Raw genomic sequence first — 16,597 nt, 5'->3', positions numbered from 1 at the left:
GCTCAGGCGGCTTTCGCGGTTGCGATATGGGGGTCGAGCTTTCCTGCGGCGTAACGTTTCGCCATCTCATCCATGGCGATCACCCTGATCTTCGACGCGTGGCCTGCGGTGCCGAAGCGTTCGAAGCGATCGCGGCAAAGGTCGCGCAGCGCGTCCATGGCGGGTTTCAGGAATTTACGCGGATCGAATTCGCGCGGGTCCTCCGTCGCAACGCGGCGGAACTGCCCGGCCATGGCCATTCGGCAATCGGTGTCGATGTTGACCTTGCGCACGCCGTAGCGGATGCCGCGCTCGATTTCCTCGACCGGGACGCCAAAGGTCTGGGGCATCTCGCCGCCATAGTTGTTGATGATATCCTGCAGTTCCTGCGGCACGGAGGAAGACCCGTGCATGACCAGATGCGTGTTGGGCAGCTTTTCGTGAATCGCCTCGATCACCTGCATGGCCAGGATGCCGCCGTCGGGCTTGCGGCTGAATTTATAGGCGCCGTGGGAGGTACCGCAGGCGATCGCCAGCGCGTCGACCCGGGTGGCGGTCACGAAGTCGACCGCCTGGTCGGGATCGGTCAAAAGCTGGTCATGGGAAAGTGCACCTTCAGCGCCGTGCCCGTCCTCGGCCTCGCCCTGGCCGGTCTCCAGCGAGCCGAGCACGCCGAGCTCGCCTTCGACCGAAGCACCGACCCAATGCGCCATGCGTGCGACACGTTCGGTGATGGCGACGTTGTAATCGTAGCTCGCCGGTGTCTTGGCATCCGCCATCAATGACCCGTCCATCATCACCGAGGTGAAGCCGTGGCGGATCGCCGACAGGCAGGTGGCTTCGTTGTTGCCGTGATCCTGATGGATGCAGAGCGGAATGGCCGGATGGATTTCGGTCAACGCCTCCATCATCTTGGCCAGCATGATGTCATTGGCATAGGAACGGGCGCCGCGTGAGGCCTGGATGATAACCGGCGCATCGCAGGCCCTGGCGGCCTCCATGATGGCGAGGCCCTGCTCCATGTTGTTGATGTTGAATGCCGGCACCCCGTAGCCGTGCTCGGCGGCATGGTCGAGAAGCTGGCGAAGGGTGATGCGGGCCATGGTCGTCCTCCTAGATGATGAGCTTCAGCGCCGCTGCCGCGACGGCTTCGGGCGTGATGTCGAAATGCCGGTAAAGGTCCGGGGCAGGGGCGCTGGCGCCGAAACCGGCCATGCCGACGAAAGTGCCGGTGTCGCCGATCCAGCGGTCCCAGCCGAGCCGTGCTGCGGCTTCGATGGCAATGCGCGGCGCCGAGCCGAGGACGGCCTTGCGGGTGCCGGCGTCCTGCTCCTCGAAAAGCTCCCAGCACGGCATCGAGACAACCGCGGCGGCGACGCCGTGCTCGGACTCCAGCCGTAGGGCGGCGGCAACCGCGATTTCGACCTCCGAGCCGGTGGCGATCAGCGTCACCGCGCGGTGCCCGGCTGGCTCGCGCAGGATGTAGGCGCCCCGGCTCGACCGGTTCTCGTCGCTGTGTGGCTCGCCGCTAGGTGCTTGGCGCAGCATCGGCAGGTTCTGGCGCGAGAGCACCAGCACGCTCGGCCGCTTCTCGCTTCTCAGCGCCAGTTCCCAGCACTCCGCTGTTTCGATGATGTCGGCCGGACGGAAGACGTTGAGGTTTGGCGTCGCCCGCAGCATCGCCAGGTGCTCGACCGGCTGGTGGGTCGGGCCGTCCTCGCCGAGACCAATGGAATCATGCGTCATCACATAGATGACGCGCTGGCCCATGAGCGCCGAGAGCCGCATCGCGCCGCGCGCGTAGTCGGCGAAGCACAGGAACGTGCCGCCATAAGGCACGAAGCCGCCATGCAGTGCGATGCCGTTCATGGCTGCGGCCATGCCGTGCTCGCGGATTCCATAGTGGATGTAGCGGCCTGCGTAGTCGCCCGGCGCGATGCGGCTCATACCCTTGGTGATCGTCAGGTTCGAATGCGTCAGATCGGCGGAGCCGCCGACGGTCAGTTCGGTTGCGCCATTGATCGCAGCGAGGGCCATTTCCGAGGCTTTTCGCGTTGCAACCTTGGTCGCCTTCCCGACATGCTCCTTGCGGAAAGCGTCGAGTGCTTCGAAGACCGCGTCGGGCAGGGCGCCGGCGACCGCGCTCTCGAAGGCCTGCCGCCGTGGTGAGGCGGCAAGCCGCTGCTCCCAGGCGCGGCGTGCCGCTTGACCGCGGCCGGCAATCTCGCGCCAGGCGAAAAGGATATCGTCCGGCACCTCGAACGGCGCGAAGGCCCAGCCGATGTTTTCGCGCGTCGCGGCGATCTCCGCATCGCCCAGCGGCGCGCCATGCGTCTTTTCCGAACCGCCCAGATTGGGCGCTCCCTTGCCGATCACCGTGCGGCAGGCGATCAGAGACGGCTGGTCCGATTGCTGCGCCGCTTCGATTGCCGCCGCAACGGTTTCGGTGTCGTGGCCGTTCACCGACTGGACATGCCATCCAGCGGCTTTGAACCGCGCCGGCTGGTCCATCGATGTCGACAGGGAAGTGGGCCCGTCGATCGAGATCGCATTGTCGTCCCAAAAGACGATCAGCCGGGAGAGCTTCAGGTGACCGGCAAGATCGATCGCCTCGTGGCTGATGCCTTCCTGCAGGCAGCCGTCGCCGGCGATCGCGTAGGTGAAATGGTCGACGAGATCGGCGCCGTGGCGGGCCGCCAGCATGCGCTCCGCCAGCGCCATGCCGACAGCGGTCGAAATGCCTTGTCCAAGCGGGCCGGTCGTCGTCTCGATGCCAAGCGCATGGCCATATTCCGGATGTCCGGCGGTGCGGCTGCCCAGCTGGCGAAACCGCTGCAATTCTTCGATCGGCATGTCTTCAAAGCCTAGCAGGTAATGCAGCGCATACTGCAGCATCGAGCCGTGCCCGGCCGACAGCACGAAGCGGTCGCGATCGGGCCAGTTGGGGGCCGACGGATCGATGTTGATAAAACGGCTGAACAGCACCGTTGCGACATCGGCCATGCCCATCGGCATGCCCGGATGACCGGAATTGGCCTTTTGGACGCTGTCCATCGCCAGTGCGCGAATGGCGTTGGCCATGTCGCGCTCCGAGACGGCGGCGACGGGCTTCAGTGCTGCTGCTTGGCTGTTCATGGCGTCCTCCTCACGACACACGGTTCTTGCGTTCGATCAATTGCAGGATGAGCGGCGTCAGGATCAGCTGCATGGCAAGGTCGAGCTTGTTGCCGGGCACCACTATGGAATTCGGCCGCGACATGAACGAGTCGTGGATCATCGAAAGCAGGTAGGGGAAATCGATGCCGCGGGGATTGGCGAAGCGGATAACCAGCATCGATTCGTCGGGCGTCGGAATCCAGCGCGCGATGAATGGATTGGACGTGTCGACGATCGGCACGCGCTGGAAGTTGATGGCGGTCTGCGAAAACTGCGGGACGATGTAGCGGACATAGTCCGGCATACGGCGCAGGATCACGTCCATCACCGCCTCGGTGGAATAGCCGCGCGTTGCGCGGTCGCGATGGATCTTCTGGATCCATTCGAGATTTATGACCGGCACCACGCCGATCTTGAGGTCCGCGTGCCTGGCCAGGTTGATCTTGTCGGTGACGACGCAGCCATGCAGGCCCTCGTAGAAGAGCAGGTCGCTCGGAGGAAATTCGCGCCATTCGGTGAAATGTCCCGGCGGCGTGCCGTACTGCTTCTCCTCGTCCTCGTCATGGATGTAGGTGCGGGTCTTTCCGGTTCCCCGGCGGCCATATTCCTCGAATACCTCTTCGAGGATTGCCAATTCATTGGCCTCGGCGTGGAAGTGGGTGAAGTTCGGATTGCCCGCCTTTTCCTCCTCGGCCACCTTCGCCTTCATCGTGGCGCGGTCGTAGCGATGGAAAGCATCGCCTTCGATGAAGGCGGCCCCGATGTTCTCGCGCCGGAAGATCAACTCGAAGATGCGCTTGACAGAGGTAGTGCCTGCGCCCGACGACCCGGTGATGGTGATGATGGGGTGCTTTGCCGACATGGTCTTCAGGCCCTGAAAAGGCCGCGGCGGCTGAAAAGCGGCGCGCGTTCGCCGATGGCGCTCGGTTCGGTGTGGTAGCGGGTGATGCGCGCGACTTCGCGCGCCGATCCGAAAACCATGGGCACGCGCTGGTGAAGGTTCTCTGGTTCGATTTCGAGGATGCGGGCGATCGTATCGGTAGCGGCACCGCCCGCCTGTTCGACGAGATAGGCGATCGGGTTTGCCTCATAGACGAGGCGAAGTCGCCCCTGCCTGTAGCCCTTGCGCTTGTCGCCTGGATACAGGAATACGCCGCCGCGCATCAATATGCGGTAGCAGTCCGCGACCAGGGAGGCGATCCAGCGCATGTTGAAGTCCTTCTCGCGTGGGCCTTCGGTGCCTTCAAGGCAGTCGTCGATGTAGAGCCGCACCGCCTCGTCCCAATGCCGGTAGTTGGCGGCGTTGATGGCGAACTCCTGGGTTCGCTGTGGGATGATCCGGCTCTCGTAGGCCTGGACGAAGGTGCCGAGCCGGGTCGAGAGAACGAAGACATGGGTGCCGCTGCCGAGCGACAGAACCAGCGCCAGCTGCGGGCCGTAGATGAAGAAACCGGCGCCCAGTTGGTTCACGCCTGCCTGCAAAAACGAGGCGGCCGGATTCGCATCCGGCGCACCAATTGCAGGGAGGAGCGAGAAGACCGTTCCAATCGACACGTTGGTGTCGATGTTGGATGAGCCATCGAGCGGGTCGATGGCGATGGCAAGAGCCGCTTGCCTGTCGAGCAGCACCGGCTGCTCCAGTTCCTCGGAAGCGTAGAGCGCGACCGGAGCGTGGCGCATGGCGTCGAGGAAGATGTCATCGGCGAAGACATCGAGATCCTTCTGGATGTCGCCGTCAGCATTGGCGCCGCGGGTTCCCGCAAAGGCCGTGCCGAGCACCCCTTGATTGATGGTGTTGCGGATCGTGGTGGCCGCCTGCGTCAGCTGACGGATGGTCGCTACGACGGCGGAGCGCAGTTCGTCCGGCTCGCCAAGATAGGAGTTCAGAAAAGCGTCGAGCGTTGCCGCTGGCATCGTAACCTCCCGATCCAGCCGCCTCTCCTCGGATCGGCCGGATTGGGAAAGGAGAACAAACGACGCTGGATAAGTAAAATTCAATAACTTTACTCAGACAATAAAAAAATTTTAGTATGCCCTATGAGAAACCTCACGCTCAAGCAGTTCAAGACCGTTCAGGCAATCATGAGCCACGGAAAAATCGTCAGCGCGGCCAAGGTCTTAGGCCTGTCTCCTCCAGCGGTAACGATCCAGTTGCGGCAGGTGGAGGAGGAGTTCCAACTGGCCTTGTTCGACCGGACGTCGGACGGCATGCGTCCCACTGCCGCAGGTCTGGCCTTCGTCGAGACGGCACAGGCCATCGAGGAGCGGCTTCGTCTGCTCGAAGACAAGATGGATGCGATCAAGGGCGTGCGCGCCGGCAGCTTGCGGCTCGGCGTCGTTTCCACGGCCAAATATTTCGCACCGCGGCTGATGGCCGCCTTCATGAAGGAACATCCCGATATCGACATGCGCCTTGCCATCGGCAACCGCGCCGAGACGATCGACAATCTGAAGAATCACGACATCGACATCGCGCTGATGGGACGCCCGGCGAAAGAAGTCCCGGTGCGTGCCTCGGTCTTCGGCGATCATCCGCTGGTCATCATCGCACCGCCCGACCACCCGCTGGCGTCGGCACGCGACATTTCCAAGGAGCGGATCGCCGAGGAGCATTTCCTCATTCGCGAGCCCGGCTCCGGAACGCGCATCTCACTGGAAATATTCCTGAGCGACGTCCCCGGCCGCATCGACGATCTCGGCGTCGAGATGGACTCGAACGAGACCATCAAGCAGGCGGTGATGGCCGGGCTCGGCATCGCGTTCATCTCTGCCCACACCATCGCTGCCGAAACCGAAGCCGGCCGGCTGGTTATCCTCGACGTTGTCGGCATGCCGATCCGCCGGCAATGGTTTTCGGTGATGCGCAGCGATCACGCGATCTCGCCGGCGATGGCGACCTTCCACGATTTTCTGATGCGCAAGGGCGCGATGTACCTGCCACTGTTCGGCAAGCTCTATCCGCACGAGGAACTGAACAGTAGAGGTCGCGCGAGTTAGGGCGCGCGGTCCAGGCAAACGCTTCAGACAAACGATGGTGTGTATCAGCGGCTGATCGGCTGTGACCTCCTGACCGATGTTCACGAGCCGAGGCATCGCTGGTGGCACGCATTTGCGGAGCCGAGGCGACCGCCCTCCAAGCGCTGGCCCACGCGGTAGCGCCCCCCGCGTTCACGGAACGGGTGGGCTTTGACTGAGCGTCTGCTAGCCTACAATTGGTTCGGCGACAGCTTCTTCGAGGCCAGCTGCCGCTTGGGCGGCAAGACCGCGGGCCGCTGCTTGTGAATCGTAAAATTCCTCAAGTGCATAGACTCTGCCCCACCGCAGGGTGAACACGTGGAGACCACGGTTGACGTACGACGCGTCGCCATTGAGCAGCGTTGCGGTGCCGTCCCATTGGGCAAACACGGTAGTATGCCACGGCCAGCCCTTCACCCAGATGTGGTTGACCGTGAGATGGAGATTGGGCAGGACGCGGCCGAGGCGCTCAAACCAGCGGCGCATGGCTTCTTTGTCGTGGCGCTCACCACCAAGCGCGTGGGCGCCGGAAACGCGGTGATGGACATGCAGCGCGAGTGCCTTCACCGCCTCATCCCAGCGATGGTTGTTGACGTGGTCGAAGCTCTCTCGGATCGATTTCTCGACAAAATAACTGTATAGCATTTGAGCTCTCCCCGAACTTATTCGATGGCGTGATCGAGGCACCGTGTGGCGAGCCGAGCGGACGCGAGAGCCCACGGCCAGCAGCACGCCGGCTGCGGTCTGAACTTCGGCTCAGCGTATTGTCGCGTCGGCTCGCAGATGCATGTCAGTCTCGGTCGAGACCGTCACCTCATCCCCGGACCTTGAGAACGCGTAGAGCGAGTCCTGGTGGCCCGGCATGGAAAATGCCACGGAGTCGTCCTCGGCGAGGCCCATGACGACGCGCAGCGGATCGCCCCCGGTCTTCGGCGCGAAGGTGGCGGTGACCTCCAGGAGGCCGCCGTCGACCGGGACGTAGTAGACAACCATGTCAAGGTGTCCCTCGTGCAGGCTGCCGCCCTCGATCGGGCGTCCGATGGTGGCTTCCTCGGCAAAAGCCGGGGTCGCAAGAAACAGCGCGGCCAGGAGCGATGCGCTCAGGGTTTTGCGGATCATTTCGCATCTCCTTTTTAGATTGCGTTCGAACTCTATATAGGCTATAGATTACGAACGCAATCTAAAAAAGAGATCAACAATGCGCGTAAGTCGTACCCAGGCCGCGGAAAACCGAGAAACCGTAATCAACGTGGCAAGCCGCCTTTTTCGGGAGCGCGGCTTTGATGGTATCGGCCTTAAGGATCTGATGAAGGGTGCCGGACTGACCCAAGGCGCGTTTTACAAGCAGTTCGCATCCAAGGACGACCTGGCGGCGCAGGCGTCCAGGCGGGCGATGGAGAGCGCCACCCGTCGATGGTCGGCCGCGACTGCGGCAAACCCTGATGATCCGCTTGGCGCGGTGATCGCGTTCTACCTCAGTATGGACCATCGCGGAGAAAAGATGGACGGCTGCCCGATCGTGGCGCTCGGCTCGGATGCCGCCAGACAGGGCAAGGACGTGAAAGCGCCATTCGAAGCCGGGATCAAGGAGCATCTCGAGATCCTCGGCCGTTTCATTGCTGAGACCGGTGGCGGGGAGTTCGATACCAGGGCCATGGCCATTCTCTCGACGATGGTGGGTGCGCTGATGTTATCGCGCGTCATCAACGATCCTGACCTCGCGCAGGCCTTTCTGGATGCGGCGGCCAATCAGGTTCGTGAATCAGCCGGCGCTTGAACGGCGTCGCGGCGCCTGCGGCGCGCCCAAACTGACAGGAAAATAGATGCGACGGATTGTTGTTACGGGCATGGGAGCGGTTACGCCCCTTGCTGCCGATGGTGAAACGTCCTGGTCGCGTCTCCTGGCCGGCCGCTCGGGCATCCGGAGGCTTGCGGATGATGTGGTGGGCGACCTGCCAGCGAAGGTCGGCGGGGTGGTGCCCTCCACAGAAGAAGATCCGGACGCTGGTTTCGATCCGGAAGCCATCCTTCCGCCGAAGGATCAGCGCAAGGTAGACCGGTTCATTCTCTTTGCGCTGGCCGCGGCACAAGAGGCGCTCGCCCAAGCAAGATGGGCCCCCGTCTCGGAAGCGGATCGCTTGCGCACGGCCACGATCATCGCCTCGGGCGTCGGCGGGTTCCCGGCCATAACCGAGGCGGTGCGCACGGTCGACCGGCGCGGCGTCCGCCGTCTATCACCTTTTACGGTGCCGTCCTTCCTGGTGAACCTCGCGGCAGGCCACGTCTCGATCCGCTATGGCTTCAAAGGTCCGCTCGGTGCACCCGTGACGGCGTGCGCGGCCGGCATTCAGGCGATCGGCGATGCGGCTCGCCTAATCCGCGCCAACGAGGCCGATATTGCCGTGTGCGGCGGGACGGAAGCATGCATGAATCTTGTCAGCCTCGGTGGGTTTGCTGCGGCACGCTCTCTTTCGACGTCCTTTAATCACCGTCCTGATGAGGCCTCCCGACCGTTCGACAAGTCGCGGGACGGCTTCGTCATGGGCGAAGGAGCCGGCATGCTGGTCATCGAGGAATTGAGCCACGCGCTGGCGCGCGGCGCAAGACCGCTGGCCGAGCTTGTCGGCTACGGCACGACGGCGGATGCTCATCACGTCACCTCCGGTCCCGAGGACGGCGACGGTGCGCGCCGGGCCATGGAGATCGCAATCGCCCAAGCAGGGATTTCGCCCCGCGAGGTTCGTCATCTCAATGCCCATGCGACCTCCACGCCGGTGGGCGACCTGGGTGAGATCGAAGCGATCAAGAGCGTGTTCGGGCGCGATTTCGCGATAGCTGTCAGTGCATCGAAATCGGCGACCGGACACCTGCTCGGAGCCGCCGGCGGGCTTGGAGCAATCTTCGCAATCCTGGCGCTCAGGGATCAGATGGCACCGCCGACCCTCAATCTGGGCGCTCCCGATCCGGCCGGCGACGGGATCGACTTCGTCGCAAACCGGGCCCGGCCGATGGCGATGGGCTATGCAATCTCCAATGGCTTCGGCTTCGGAGGCGTTAATGCCAGCGCGCTGTTCCGGCGCTGGACGGATGATCTGGCCGGCGCGAGTACCGGAGGCGCTCATGATTGACGCCTTTCGCTCCGACCTGTCGTGCTTCTCCCACGCCAATCCAAAACGAAGAAAGAAGTGACCCTCCATGAACAAGACCAATCTAGGCGTCGCCCTGGTGACGGGGGCATCCAGCGGTATCGGGCACACAACGGCCAAAGCCCTGCAGAACGCCGGCTTTCGCGTGTTCGGAACCAGCCGTCGCGCGGTCGTCGACCGATCCGATGGCGTTACCATGCTGGCCTGTGACGTGACCGATGACACGTCCGTGGCGAAACTTGTCCAGGACGTGCTGGCCGAGACCGGGCGCATTGACCTGCTTGTCAATAATGCCGGCGTTGGCCTGCTTGGTGGCGCGGAGGAGTCCTCGATGGCCCAGGCCAAGTCGTTGTTTGACGTGAACGTCTTTGGCGTTATGCGAGTAACCAAAGCGGTGTTGCCGACAATGCGCCGCCAAGGCAAGGGCAGAATCGTCAATTTGAGCTCGGTGCAGGGGTTCATTCCAGCTCCCTATTTCGCGCTTTATTCGTCGACCAAGCATGCCGTTGAGGGCTACTCCGAATCGCTCGACCACGAACTGCGTACTTTCGGAATTCGCGTCGTGTTGGTGGAGCCCGCCTATACCCGCACCTCATTTGAAGAAAATCTCGCCAGGCCGGATCAGTTGCTTGACATCTATGACTCTGCGCGCGCCGGCATGAATGCAGCTGTGCGGAAAGCGATGGAAAAAGGCGATGCGCCGGAAGTGGTGGCCAGGACCGTTTTGGCGGCTGCGACCGATCCCGCTCCGAAGGGGCGCTATGCGGCTGGAAAAATGGCGCGCCAGGTCAGTTTCCTGCGCCGTTTCGTCCCCGCATCCGCTTTCGACAAGAGCCTGCGAAAGCAGAACGGACTGCCGGTCTGAGGTCGACAACAATGATATTCCTGTTTCGGTCGAGCCCATGCGAGAGCGCGTTCCAGGAGTTCACATTTTTTGGCACTGGCACAGCCGGACGCGCATCTTCGATGCGCGCGCGTCCGCGACCGAGCCCTGCGGTCGTTGGCGTTAGATTAGCGCCATGTTATATTGCGGCGCGAAAGAGCGGGGGCCACGTTCCTTTCACACCCGTAAGTGATCCGTATGTGCGATCCCTGCAGACTGGTCGGTATCACGGAAACTCCCGGGCATGGGGTTCGGGAATCGAAGGGGACAAGGGGTAATGCTCTACACGCTCGTTATGATGGTCTGCCTGACGGATGTGCCGCAGACCTGTGAACAACGCGAACAGATGGTGGACGGCCTGGCGATGAATCCCGGGACCGCCTTCATGCAGGCGCAATCGCTGGTAGCCCAGTGGATCGAGACGCATCCCGGTTATTTCGTTCAGCGCTGGCGCGTGCTGCCCGGCCGTGGATCGTGATATCCGCCGCGAAGATCGAATGAGGTTCTATTTCTTCGCGGCGAGCGTTTCCGAGACGGCCTTGGACAATTGATAAAGCCGCTGCTCGATTATCGTCGGCACTTCACAGACGTAGGTCAGTGATTGGACGCGTTCATTGAAAATTCGCGTTGCGAATTTCAGCTGTTCGGTTCGCCGATCGATCTCTTCGGGATCTGCATCCGGCTTTGCCCGCAATGCATCGACATCGGACGCTTCCTTGCGCAACGCGGCGGCCATTTCGAGCTGCTTGTGGGCGTAGCGGGAAATGCCGGAGATCACCTGCGAGCGCTCGGCGTCCAGGTGGTCGAACATGCCTTGCACCATCATCGCCATTTTGGGTGCACGTTGCTCGGCCGGCAAGGAGGCCGCGAAATCCCTGATCTTCTTTTGAGCTTCCGCAATCGGCATCCGGCGAGCTGACACTTCCTCGATCAGGGCGGAGATGGTGGGGTCCTTCGACCAGTCCTTCGCGGCTGAAGGAAGGTCCGGTCCGCTCCAGATCTGGCCGAGCGAGAGTTGCGGCACCTTGCGCTGCATGCAGGGCCAGTCTGGATCGGGGTTGGCTGCCATGGCGTTGACGCCCGGCGCGAGCATGGCGACCAGAGCCAGACCGCGAACATGGATCGCCATCAGGCATTTCCTCCCGTGTCCTGTTTGCGGGTCATCAGGCCGCGCGAAGGGTCGTAGGCGATGATGGCGGCGGCAAGGAACAGCAGCGTGCAGCCGGCAACGACGCCCAGCGACAGCCAGTCAACCTGGCCGTAGAAGGCGAAGCGGATCAGTTCGACGGCGTAAGTAAATGGATTGGCGAGGCAGATTTTGTAGAGCAGGGGGCTAGCCTCCTGGATACGCCACAAGGGATAGAGTGCCGGAGAAGCGAAATAGCCGGGAAAGATGACGAAGTTCATGATGCCAGCGAAGTTTTCGAGCTGCTTGATCATTGAGGACAGAAGCATGCCGAGCGCGCACAGCATCATGCCTGACAGGAACAGCGCCGGCAGCACGGTGAGATAGCCAAGCGGCGGCGCCTTGACGCCCCAGAACCAGGCAACGATCAGGAACGCGTAAACCTGCGCGATCGACACGGCGACACCGGCGAGCATCTTCGAGATCAGTAAAAACCATCGCGGGAAGGGGCTGACCAGCAGGGTGCGCATGTTGCCCATTTCGCGATCATAGACCATCGACAGCGAAGACTGCATGCCCGAAAACAGCAGAATCATGCCGCACAGGCCCGGCGTGATGTAGACCTCGTAGAGCACGTAGGTCTTGTAGGGCGGGATGATCGATACGCCGAGCACCTGCCGGAATCCGGCGGCAAAAATGAACAGCCAGACGAGCGGCCGAACCAGCGAGGATATAAAGCGCTCGCGCTGATGCAGGAAGCGCAGGCACTCCCGCACGACGATCCCTTTGAGGCAAACGAGGTAGTGGTGGAGCCCAAACTGTTCGAACTTCACCGGCGTGAGGGCGGCGACTTTTGCGGGCATTGCGGGAGCGCTCATGGCGACATCTCCGCGATGCCGCTTGTTTCGTTGCGGTTGAGCCTGGAAAAGGCGTCGCGGATCGAACTGGCACCGCTCGTCGCAACGACATCGGCCACCTTACCCTTGGCAACCAGGTCGCCCTGCCGCAGCACGACGACATGGTCGCCGTCTTCGACCTCATCGATCAGATGCGTCGCCCACAGCACACCGATGCCCTCGGTTTCGACGAGTTTGCGGATGGTGGCCAAAATGCCCGCACGCGACTGGATGTCGAGACCGACCGTCGGCTCGTCGAGCAGCAGCAGGGAAGGGCGGTGGAGCAGCGCCCGCGCGATCTCGATGCGCCGCATTTGGCCGCCGGAAAGACTGCGTGCCTTGTCATGCTGACGGCCCTGCATGTTGACTGTATCGAGCAGCGCGGCGATGCGCTGTCGGGCTTGGTGTCCATCAATGCCATGCAGCGAGGCGTGGTAGGAGAGGTTCTGGTGGACGCTGAGGTCGAGGTCGAGCGTACGTGCTTGGAATACGATGCCGACACGCCTGAGCGCTTCGCCCGAAGCGCGGCTGACGTCATGTCCGAAGATGCGGATCGATCCGCGGCGGGTGCCGTAAAGATGGCTGATCAGTGAGAACAAAGTTGTCTTGCCGGCCCCATTGAGGCCGAGCAGAACGGTGAAAGTTCCCGGCGCGATCGAGAATGAGACGTCGTGGAGCGCTCGCTTCGGACCATAGGAATGGCTGATGCCGGCAACATCGAGCGCTGCCACCTCCTCTCCAGCTCCGCTTGTCCTCACATGCTGCATGCCGCTGGCTCCTTCGGGGCGCGCTGGTTATCTAGTGCACTTGCAACATCCCCGCGGCAAATATTCATCACGTCGGCCTCCCTGATCATTGCTGCGGTCTAGTGGGGCGATATTGCCACGCCCCAAGGCTGCTGGCCCACCGTAACCGATTGAACCGGCTCGTCCGTCGCCGTGTCGATGAAGGTGATGTCGTTGGAATTGCCGTTGGTGGTGATCAGCGTCTTCTGATCGGGGGTGAAGTCGAGATGCCAGACGCGCTGGCCGACCAGGATGTATTTTTCCACCTCGTAGGTCTCGGTGTTGATGACTGCGACATGGTTCGCTGGGCCGAGAGCGACATAGGCTTTCTTGCCGTCGGCGCTGATCGCGATGCCGACCGGCTGGATGGTTTCGGGCCGCAATCCCGCAATCGCGAACTGGATCTTCTTCACCACCTCGCGTTTGAGACTGTCGATGACGCTGACGGTACCGCCGATTTCGGCACTGACCCAGATCTGTGATCCGTCGGGCTTGAATTGCGCAAAGCGCGGACGCGTGTCGACCAGGACGTTGTCGGTCACCTCATGGCTGTCGGTGTCGATGAAATGCGCCATGCTGGTGGTTTCGGAGGTGTTGACCATGGTTTTGCCATCGGGACTGACGGCCATGCCTTCAGGCTCCACCCCAACGGGAATCTCGGTCATGACCTGCTTGCTCTCGACGTTGATCGCGGTGACGAGATTGTCGTCCTCGTTGGCGACGTAGAGCGTCTTGCCGTCGGGCGAAAGCACGAACAGTTCGGGATCGGGGCCTGATGGCAGCGTGCCAACGATCTGCAGCGTCGCGGTATCGATGATTTCGATCGTATCGTCATCGCTGGCGCACAAATAGATGAACTTGCCGTCATGCGAGATGGTGATACCGCGCGGCCTCTGGCCGACTTCGACGGTCTTCACCACTTGCATCGTCGCCGTGTCGACGACCGTTATCGTATTGTCTTTCTCGTTGGAGACATAAACGGTGTAAGCCCACGCCGGATTGGCCATGAAGCCGAGAATGGCGAGTGCGCAAGCTCGTCTCTGCACGAAAATTCCTCCCGATTGGTTCTACTTAAGGACGCATTTCGTTTCCGGCTGATCGACGCCGAGCGTATCGAGCTCGGAGATCTGGTGGAGATAACCCTCCTGTGGCGATGTCGAGACCACGGATTTGGTGTCGCCGAGCAGGATTGGCTGGCGAAGCTGATGGTTCCACTTGCGGAAGGTCAGCTTCTGTCCCTTGAAGGCGGCGACCGAGAAATCGTCCGAGCGGATGTAGTCGCTGATCTTCTTCGGATCGTCGCCATTGGTCCGTGTGCTGGCTTCGCCCACCGCCCGCACCGCCGTCCAGGCCGACATATCCTTGGACAGCATTCGCCGGCCGGTCGTCCTCAGGAAACGGCTTTGCATTTGAATGCCACCCCATTGCTCGCTCGCGGGATGCCAGGACGATGCGACAAGACCGGCCGTGCCGGCGACCAGCCGCGGTGTCCAGGTGCGGTAGGGCACATAGGTTCCGAACACCTCGCTCTCATCGGCGACAAGCACCACGTCATGCTCCGGCAGATCCTGCGTGAACACGGAAATCTGCTGCTGTATCTGCGTGGCGCCGGTGTCGGTGCGGCGCGCCGTGCCGGTGTCTTTGAACTCCTTCTCGGCGACGATCTGACCGCCGAAGCGAGCCGCCGCGCGGCGCAACGCGGCCGCATAGAGATGATCCCGCTCATGCGAACCATAGAGCAGCACCCAATTCGGCCATTTCTTTATCACGAGATACTGCGCCAGCGCGTCAGCCAGCATGCTTCGTGTCGGCGCCACATGGAAAATGTTTATGCGGCAGTCTTCCTCGCGCAGGCTGTCGTCTGTGGCACCGACATTGAAGACCAGAACGCCCTTGTCGCGGGCGATGTCGGCGATCGACAGCAATTGCCTGGCCGAGAGGTCAGCGACAATATAGCGGTCACCTTTGGCAATCAGATCGTTGAACGCCTGAACCGCGTCGGCGTCCGGCTTGACCTCGGCTATGTCGAGGCTGAATTTCTGGCTGAGGAACTTTCCTGTCGTGTTGTTGTCGCCGATCGCCACATTGGCGCCGGCGACACCTTCGTCGCGTGGCGGCAGGTCCAGCAGGGAAAGCGCCAGTTGCGGCGCGTAGGCCCGCAAATAACCTATTCTGATTTCGGCTATCTTTCTTTCCGGCCTGTCGGCAGCGAGCGGTTGCTTGCCCGTCACTTCCTGGGCCATCACGCCTGTAACGTTGGCGGTCTGGAAAAAAAAGCACAAAAAGGCCGCGAGAGTGCCTGGCACCGCGCTCGTCATCGATAAAACTGCCCATTCTTGCACTAAAGTCCGATTGTTCCCGGACCAGCGCGAATTCAAGGTGCCCACAATGAGCTTAGCGGACGCCACAAGATTTATCAAAGCCCCGCAAGTGGACTTACGTGTCTGCTTTAGTCCTATTCCTTTTCGCGGGGATACGGCGATGAATGAGCGTATTGCGGTCTCATCCGCAGCAATGGCGGAATGAGAAACTCTATGGGTCGTCATGGGAGGATTGCCTGATGAAAACGCGCGCCGCTGTCGCCGTTGCCGCCGGAAAGCCGCTGCAGATCATGGAGGTCGACCTCGAAGGTCCGCGTGATGGCGAGGTGCTGGTCGAGATCAAGGCAACCGGCATCTGCCACACCGACGAGTTCACGCTGTCGGGCGCCGACCCGGAAGGCCTGTTTCCGGCGATCCTCGGCCATGAGGGCGCCGGCATCGTCGTCGACGTCGGCAAGGGCGTCACCTCGGTCAGGAAGGGTGACCATGTCATCCCGCTCTATACGCCGGAATGCCGGCAGTGCCCGTCCTGCCTGTCGCGCAAGACCAATCTGTGCACCGCCATCCGCGCCACGCAGGGACAGGGCTTGATGCCCGATGGCACCTCGCGCTTCTCGATCGGCAAGGACAAGCTGTTCCACTACATGGGCTGCTCGACCTTCTCCAACTTCACCGTGCTGCCCGAGATCGCGGTGGCCAAGGTCAATGCCGACGCCCCGTTCGACAAGATCTGCTACATCGGCTGCGGCGTCACCACCGGCATCGGCGCTGTGATCAACACGGCCAAGGTCGAGCAAGGCGCGACGGCGGTCGTGTTCGGCCTCGGCGGCATCGGCCTCAACGTTATCCAGGGCCTGCGCCTTGCCGGCGCCGACATGATCATCGGCGTCGACCTGAACAACGACAAGAAGGAATGGGGCGAGAAATTCGGCATGACGCATTTCGTCAATCCGAAGGAGATCGACGGCGATGTCGTGGCTCATCTCGTCAACATGACCAAGCGCGGCGCCGACCAGATCGGCGGCGCCGACTACACGTTCGACTGCACCGGCAACACCAAAGTCATGCGGCAGGCGCTGGAAGCGTCGCATCGCGGCTGGGGCAAGTCGGTCATCATCGGCGTTGCCGGCGCCGGCCAGGAGATCTCGACGCGGCCGTTCCAGCTGGTCACCGGCCGCACCTGGATGGGCACCGCCTTCGGCGGGGCGCGCGGCCGCACCGACGTGCCGAAGATCGTCGACTGGTACATGGCCGGCAAGATCGAGATCGATCCGATGATCACCCACACGC

17 protein-coding genes are annotated in these 16,597 nt (G+C 62.1%); 6 read left to right on the top strand and 11 right to left on the bottom strand.

Going from position 1 to position 16,597, the window contains the following annotated elements:
• Positions 1-2: 2 nt before the first annotated feature.
• From fba to NKI97_RS06990, 4 genes are read right to left on the bottom strand one after another with little or no spacing between them, the layout of a single operon-like run.
• Entirely contained in the window at positions 3-1,082 is a 1,080-nt protein-coding gene (gene fba / locus NKI97_RS07005; protein ID WP_352507750.1) for a class II fructose-bisphosphate aldolase, read from the bottom strand.
• Positions 1,083-1,092: 10 nt separating this feature from the next.
• On the bottom strand, positions 1,093-3,114 hold the full coding sequence (tkt, locus tag NKI97_RS07000; protein ID WP_352833231.1) for a transketolase: 2,022 nt from the start codon (positions 3,112-3,114) through the stop codon (positions 1,093-1,095).
• A gap of 10 nt (positions 3,115-3,124) precedes the next feature.
• Positions 3,125-3,997, bottom strand: coding sequence for a phosphoribulokinase (locus NKI97_RS06995; protein ID WP_023678839.1), 873 nt, complete (start codon positions 3,995-3,997; stop codon positions 3,125-3,127).
• A 5-nt stretch (positions 3,998-4,002) separates the two neighbouring features.
• Entirely contained in the window at positions 4,003-5,049 is a 1,047-nt protein-coding gene (locus NKI97_RS06990) for a class 1 fructose-bisphosphatase (RefSeq protein ID WP_352833228.1), read from the bottom strand.
• A 123-nt stretch (positions 5,050-5,172) separates the two neighbouring features.
• Between NKI97_RS06990 and NKI97_RS06985 the strand changes: the two genes are divergently transcribed.
• Positions 5,173-6,132 (top strand): LysR family transcriptional regulator, encoded by a 960-nt coding sequence (locus NKI97_RS06985; protein WP_352833225.1) that lies wholly within the window; start codon positions 5,173-5,175, stop codon positions 6,130-6,132.
• Positions 6,133-6,336: 204 nt separating this feature from the next.
• On the opposite strand, the gene NKI97_RS06980 is transcribed toward NKI97_RS06985, so the two are convergent.
• Together NKI97_RS06980 and NKI97_RS06975 are read right to left on the bottom strand one after the other, a co-directional pair.
• Positions 6,337-6,795: a nuclear transport factor 2 family protein gene (locus NKI97_RS06980; RefSeq protein WP_352578015.1), complete on the bottom strand. Its 459-nt coding sequence runs from the start codon at positions 6,793-6,795 to the stop codon at positions 6,337-6,339.
• A 111-nt stretch (positions 6,796-6,906) separates the two neighbouring features.
• Positions 6,907-7,269: a hypothetical protein gene (locus NKI97_RS06975; protein WP_352833222.1), complete on the bottom strand. Its 363-nt coding sequence runs from the start codon at positions 7,267-7,269 to the stop codon at positions 6,907-6,909.
• Between the two features lie 79 nt (positions 7,270-7,348).
• Between NKI97_RS06975 and NKI97_RS06970 the strand changes: the two genes are divergently transcribed.
• The 4 genes from NKI97_RS06970 (at position 7,349) to NKI97_RS06955 (ending at position 10,657) form a co-directional block, all read left to right on the top strand.
• Entirely contained in the window at positions 7,349-7,927 is a 579-nt protein-coding gene (locus NKI97_RS06970; RefSeq protein WP_352746644.1) for a TetR/AcrR family transcriptional regulator, read from the top strand.
• 46 nt (positions 7,928-7,973) lie between these two features.
• The gene (gene fabF, locus NKI97_RS06965) at positions 7,974-9,278 is read left to right on the top strand and encodes a beta-ketoacyl-ACP synthase II (protein ID WP_352833218.1); all 1,305 of its coding nucleotides are present in this window, start codon (positions 7,974-7,976) and stop codon (positions 9,276-9,278) included.
• A gap of 67 nt (positions 9,279-9,345) precedes the next feature.
• The gene (locus NKI97_RS06960) at positions 9,346-10,161 is read left to right on the top strand and encodes an oxidoreductase (RefSeq protein WP_352458841.1); all 816 of its coding nucleotides are present in this window, start codon (positions 9,346-9,348) and stop codon (positions 10,159-10,161) included.
• Between the two features lie 295 nt (positions 10,162-10,456).
• Positions 10,457-10,657 (top strand): hypothetical protein, encoded by a 201-nt coding sequence (locus NKI97_RS06955; protein WP_023678847.1) that lies wholly within the window; start codon positions 10,457-10,459, stop codon positions 10,655-10,657.
• Between the two features lie 27 nt (positions 10,658-10,684).
• Here the strand turns inward: NKI97_RS06955 and NKI97_RS06950 are convergent, their stop codons facing one another.
• From NKI97_RS06950 to NKI97_RS06930, 5 genes are all read right to left on the bottom strand, one after another.
• Positions 10,685-11,308 (bottom strand): hypothetical protein, encoded by a 624-nt coding sequence (locus tag NKI97_RS06950; protein WP_352833215.1) that lies wholly within the window; start codon positions 11,306-11,308, stop codon positions 10,685-10,687.
• A complete protein-coding gene (locus NKI97_RS06945) occupies positions 11,308-12,168 on the bottom strand; it encodes a lanthanide ABC transporter permease protein PedC (RefSeq protein WP_352458846.1) in 861 nt (286 codons plus the stop codon). The genes NKI97_RS06950 and NKI97_RS06945 overlap by 1 nt, the downstream gene beginning before the upstream one ends.
• A gap of 11 nt (positions 12,169-12,179) precedes the next feature.
• Positions 12,180-12,968, bottom strand: coding sequence for a lanthanide ABC transporter ATP-binding protein PedB/LutE (locus tag NKI97_RS06940; RefSeq protein WP_352833212.1), 789 nt, complete (start codon positions 12,966-12,968; stop codon positions 12,180-12,182).
• Positions 12,969-13,066: 98 nt separating this feature from the next.
• The gene (locus NKI97_RS06935; RefSeq protein ID WP_352541893.1) at positions 13,067-14,032 is read right to left on the bottom strand and encodes a YVTN family beta-propeller repeat protein; all 966 of its coding nucleotides are present in this window, start codon (positions 14,030-14,032) and stop codon (positions 13,067-13,069) included.
• A 21-nt stretch (positions 14,033-14,053) separates the two neighbouring features.
• Entirely contained in the window at positions 14,054-15,229 is a 1,176-nt protein-coding gene (locus NKI97_RS06930) for a lanthanide ABC transporter ABC transporter substrate-binding protein PedA1 (protein WP_352833435.1), read from the bottom strand.
• A 317-nt stretch (positions 15,230-15,546) separates the two neighbouring features.
• On the opposite strand from NKI97_RS06930, the gene NKI97_RS06925 reads away from it, so the two are divergent.
• Positions 15,547-16,597: S-(hydroxymethyl)glutathione dehydrogenase/class III alcohol dehydrogenase (locus NKI97_RS06925; RefSeq protein WP_352833210.1), on the top strand; the 1,051-nt coding region annotated here is incomplete at its 3' end.

The sequence above is a fragment of the Mesorhizobium sp. M0296 genome, from assembly GCF_040321675.1.
Lineage (GTDB): Bacteria > Pseudomonadota > Alphaproteobacteria > Rhizobiales > Rhizobiaceae > Mesorhizobium.
This window is presented reverse-complemented; position numbering and strand designations above follow the sequence as displayed.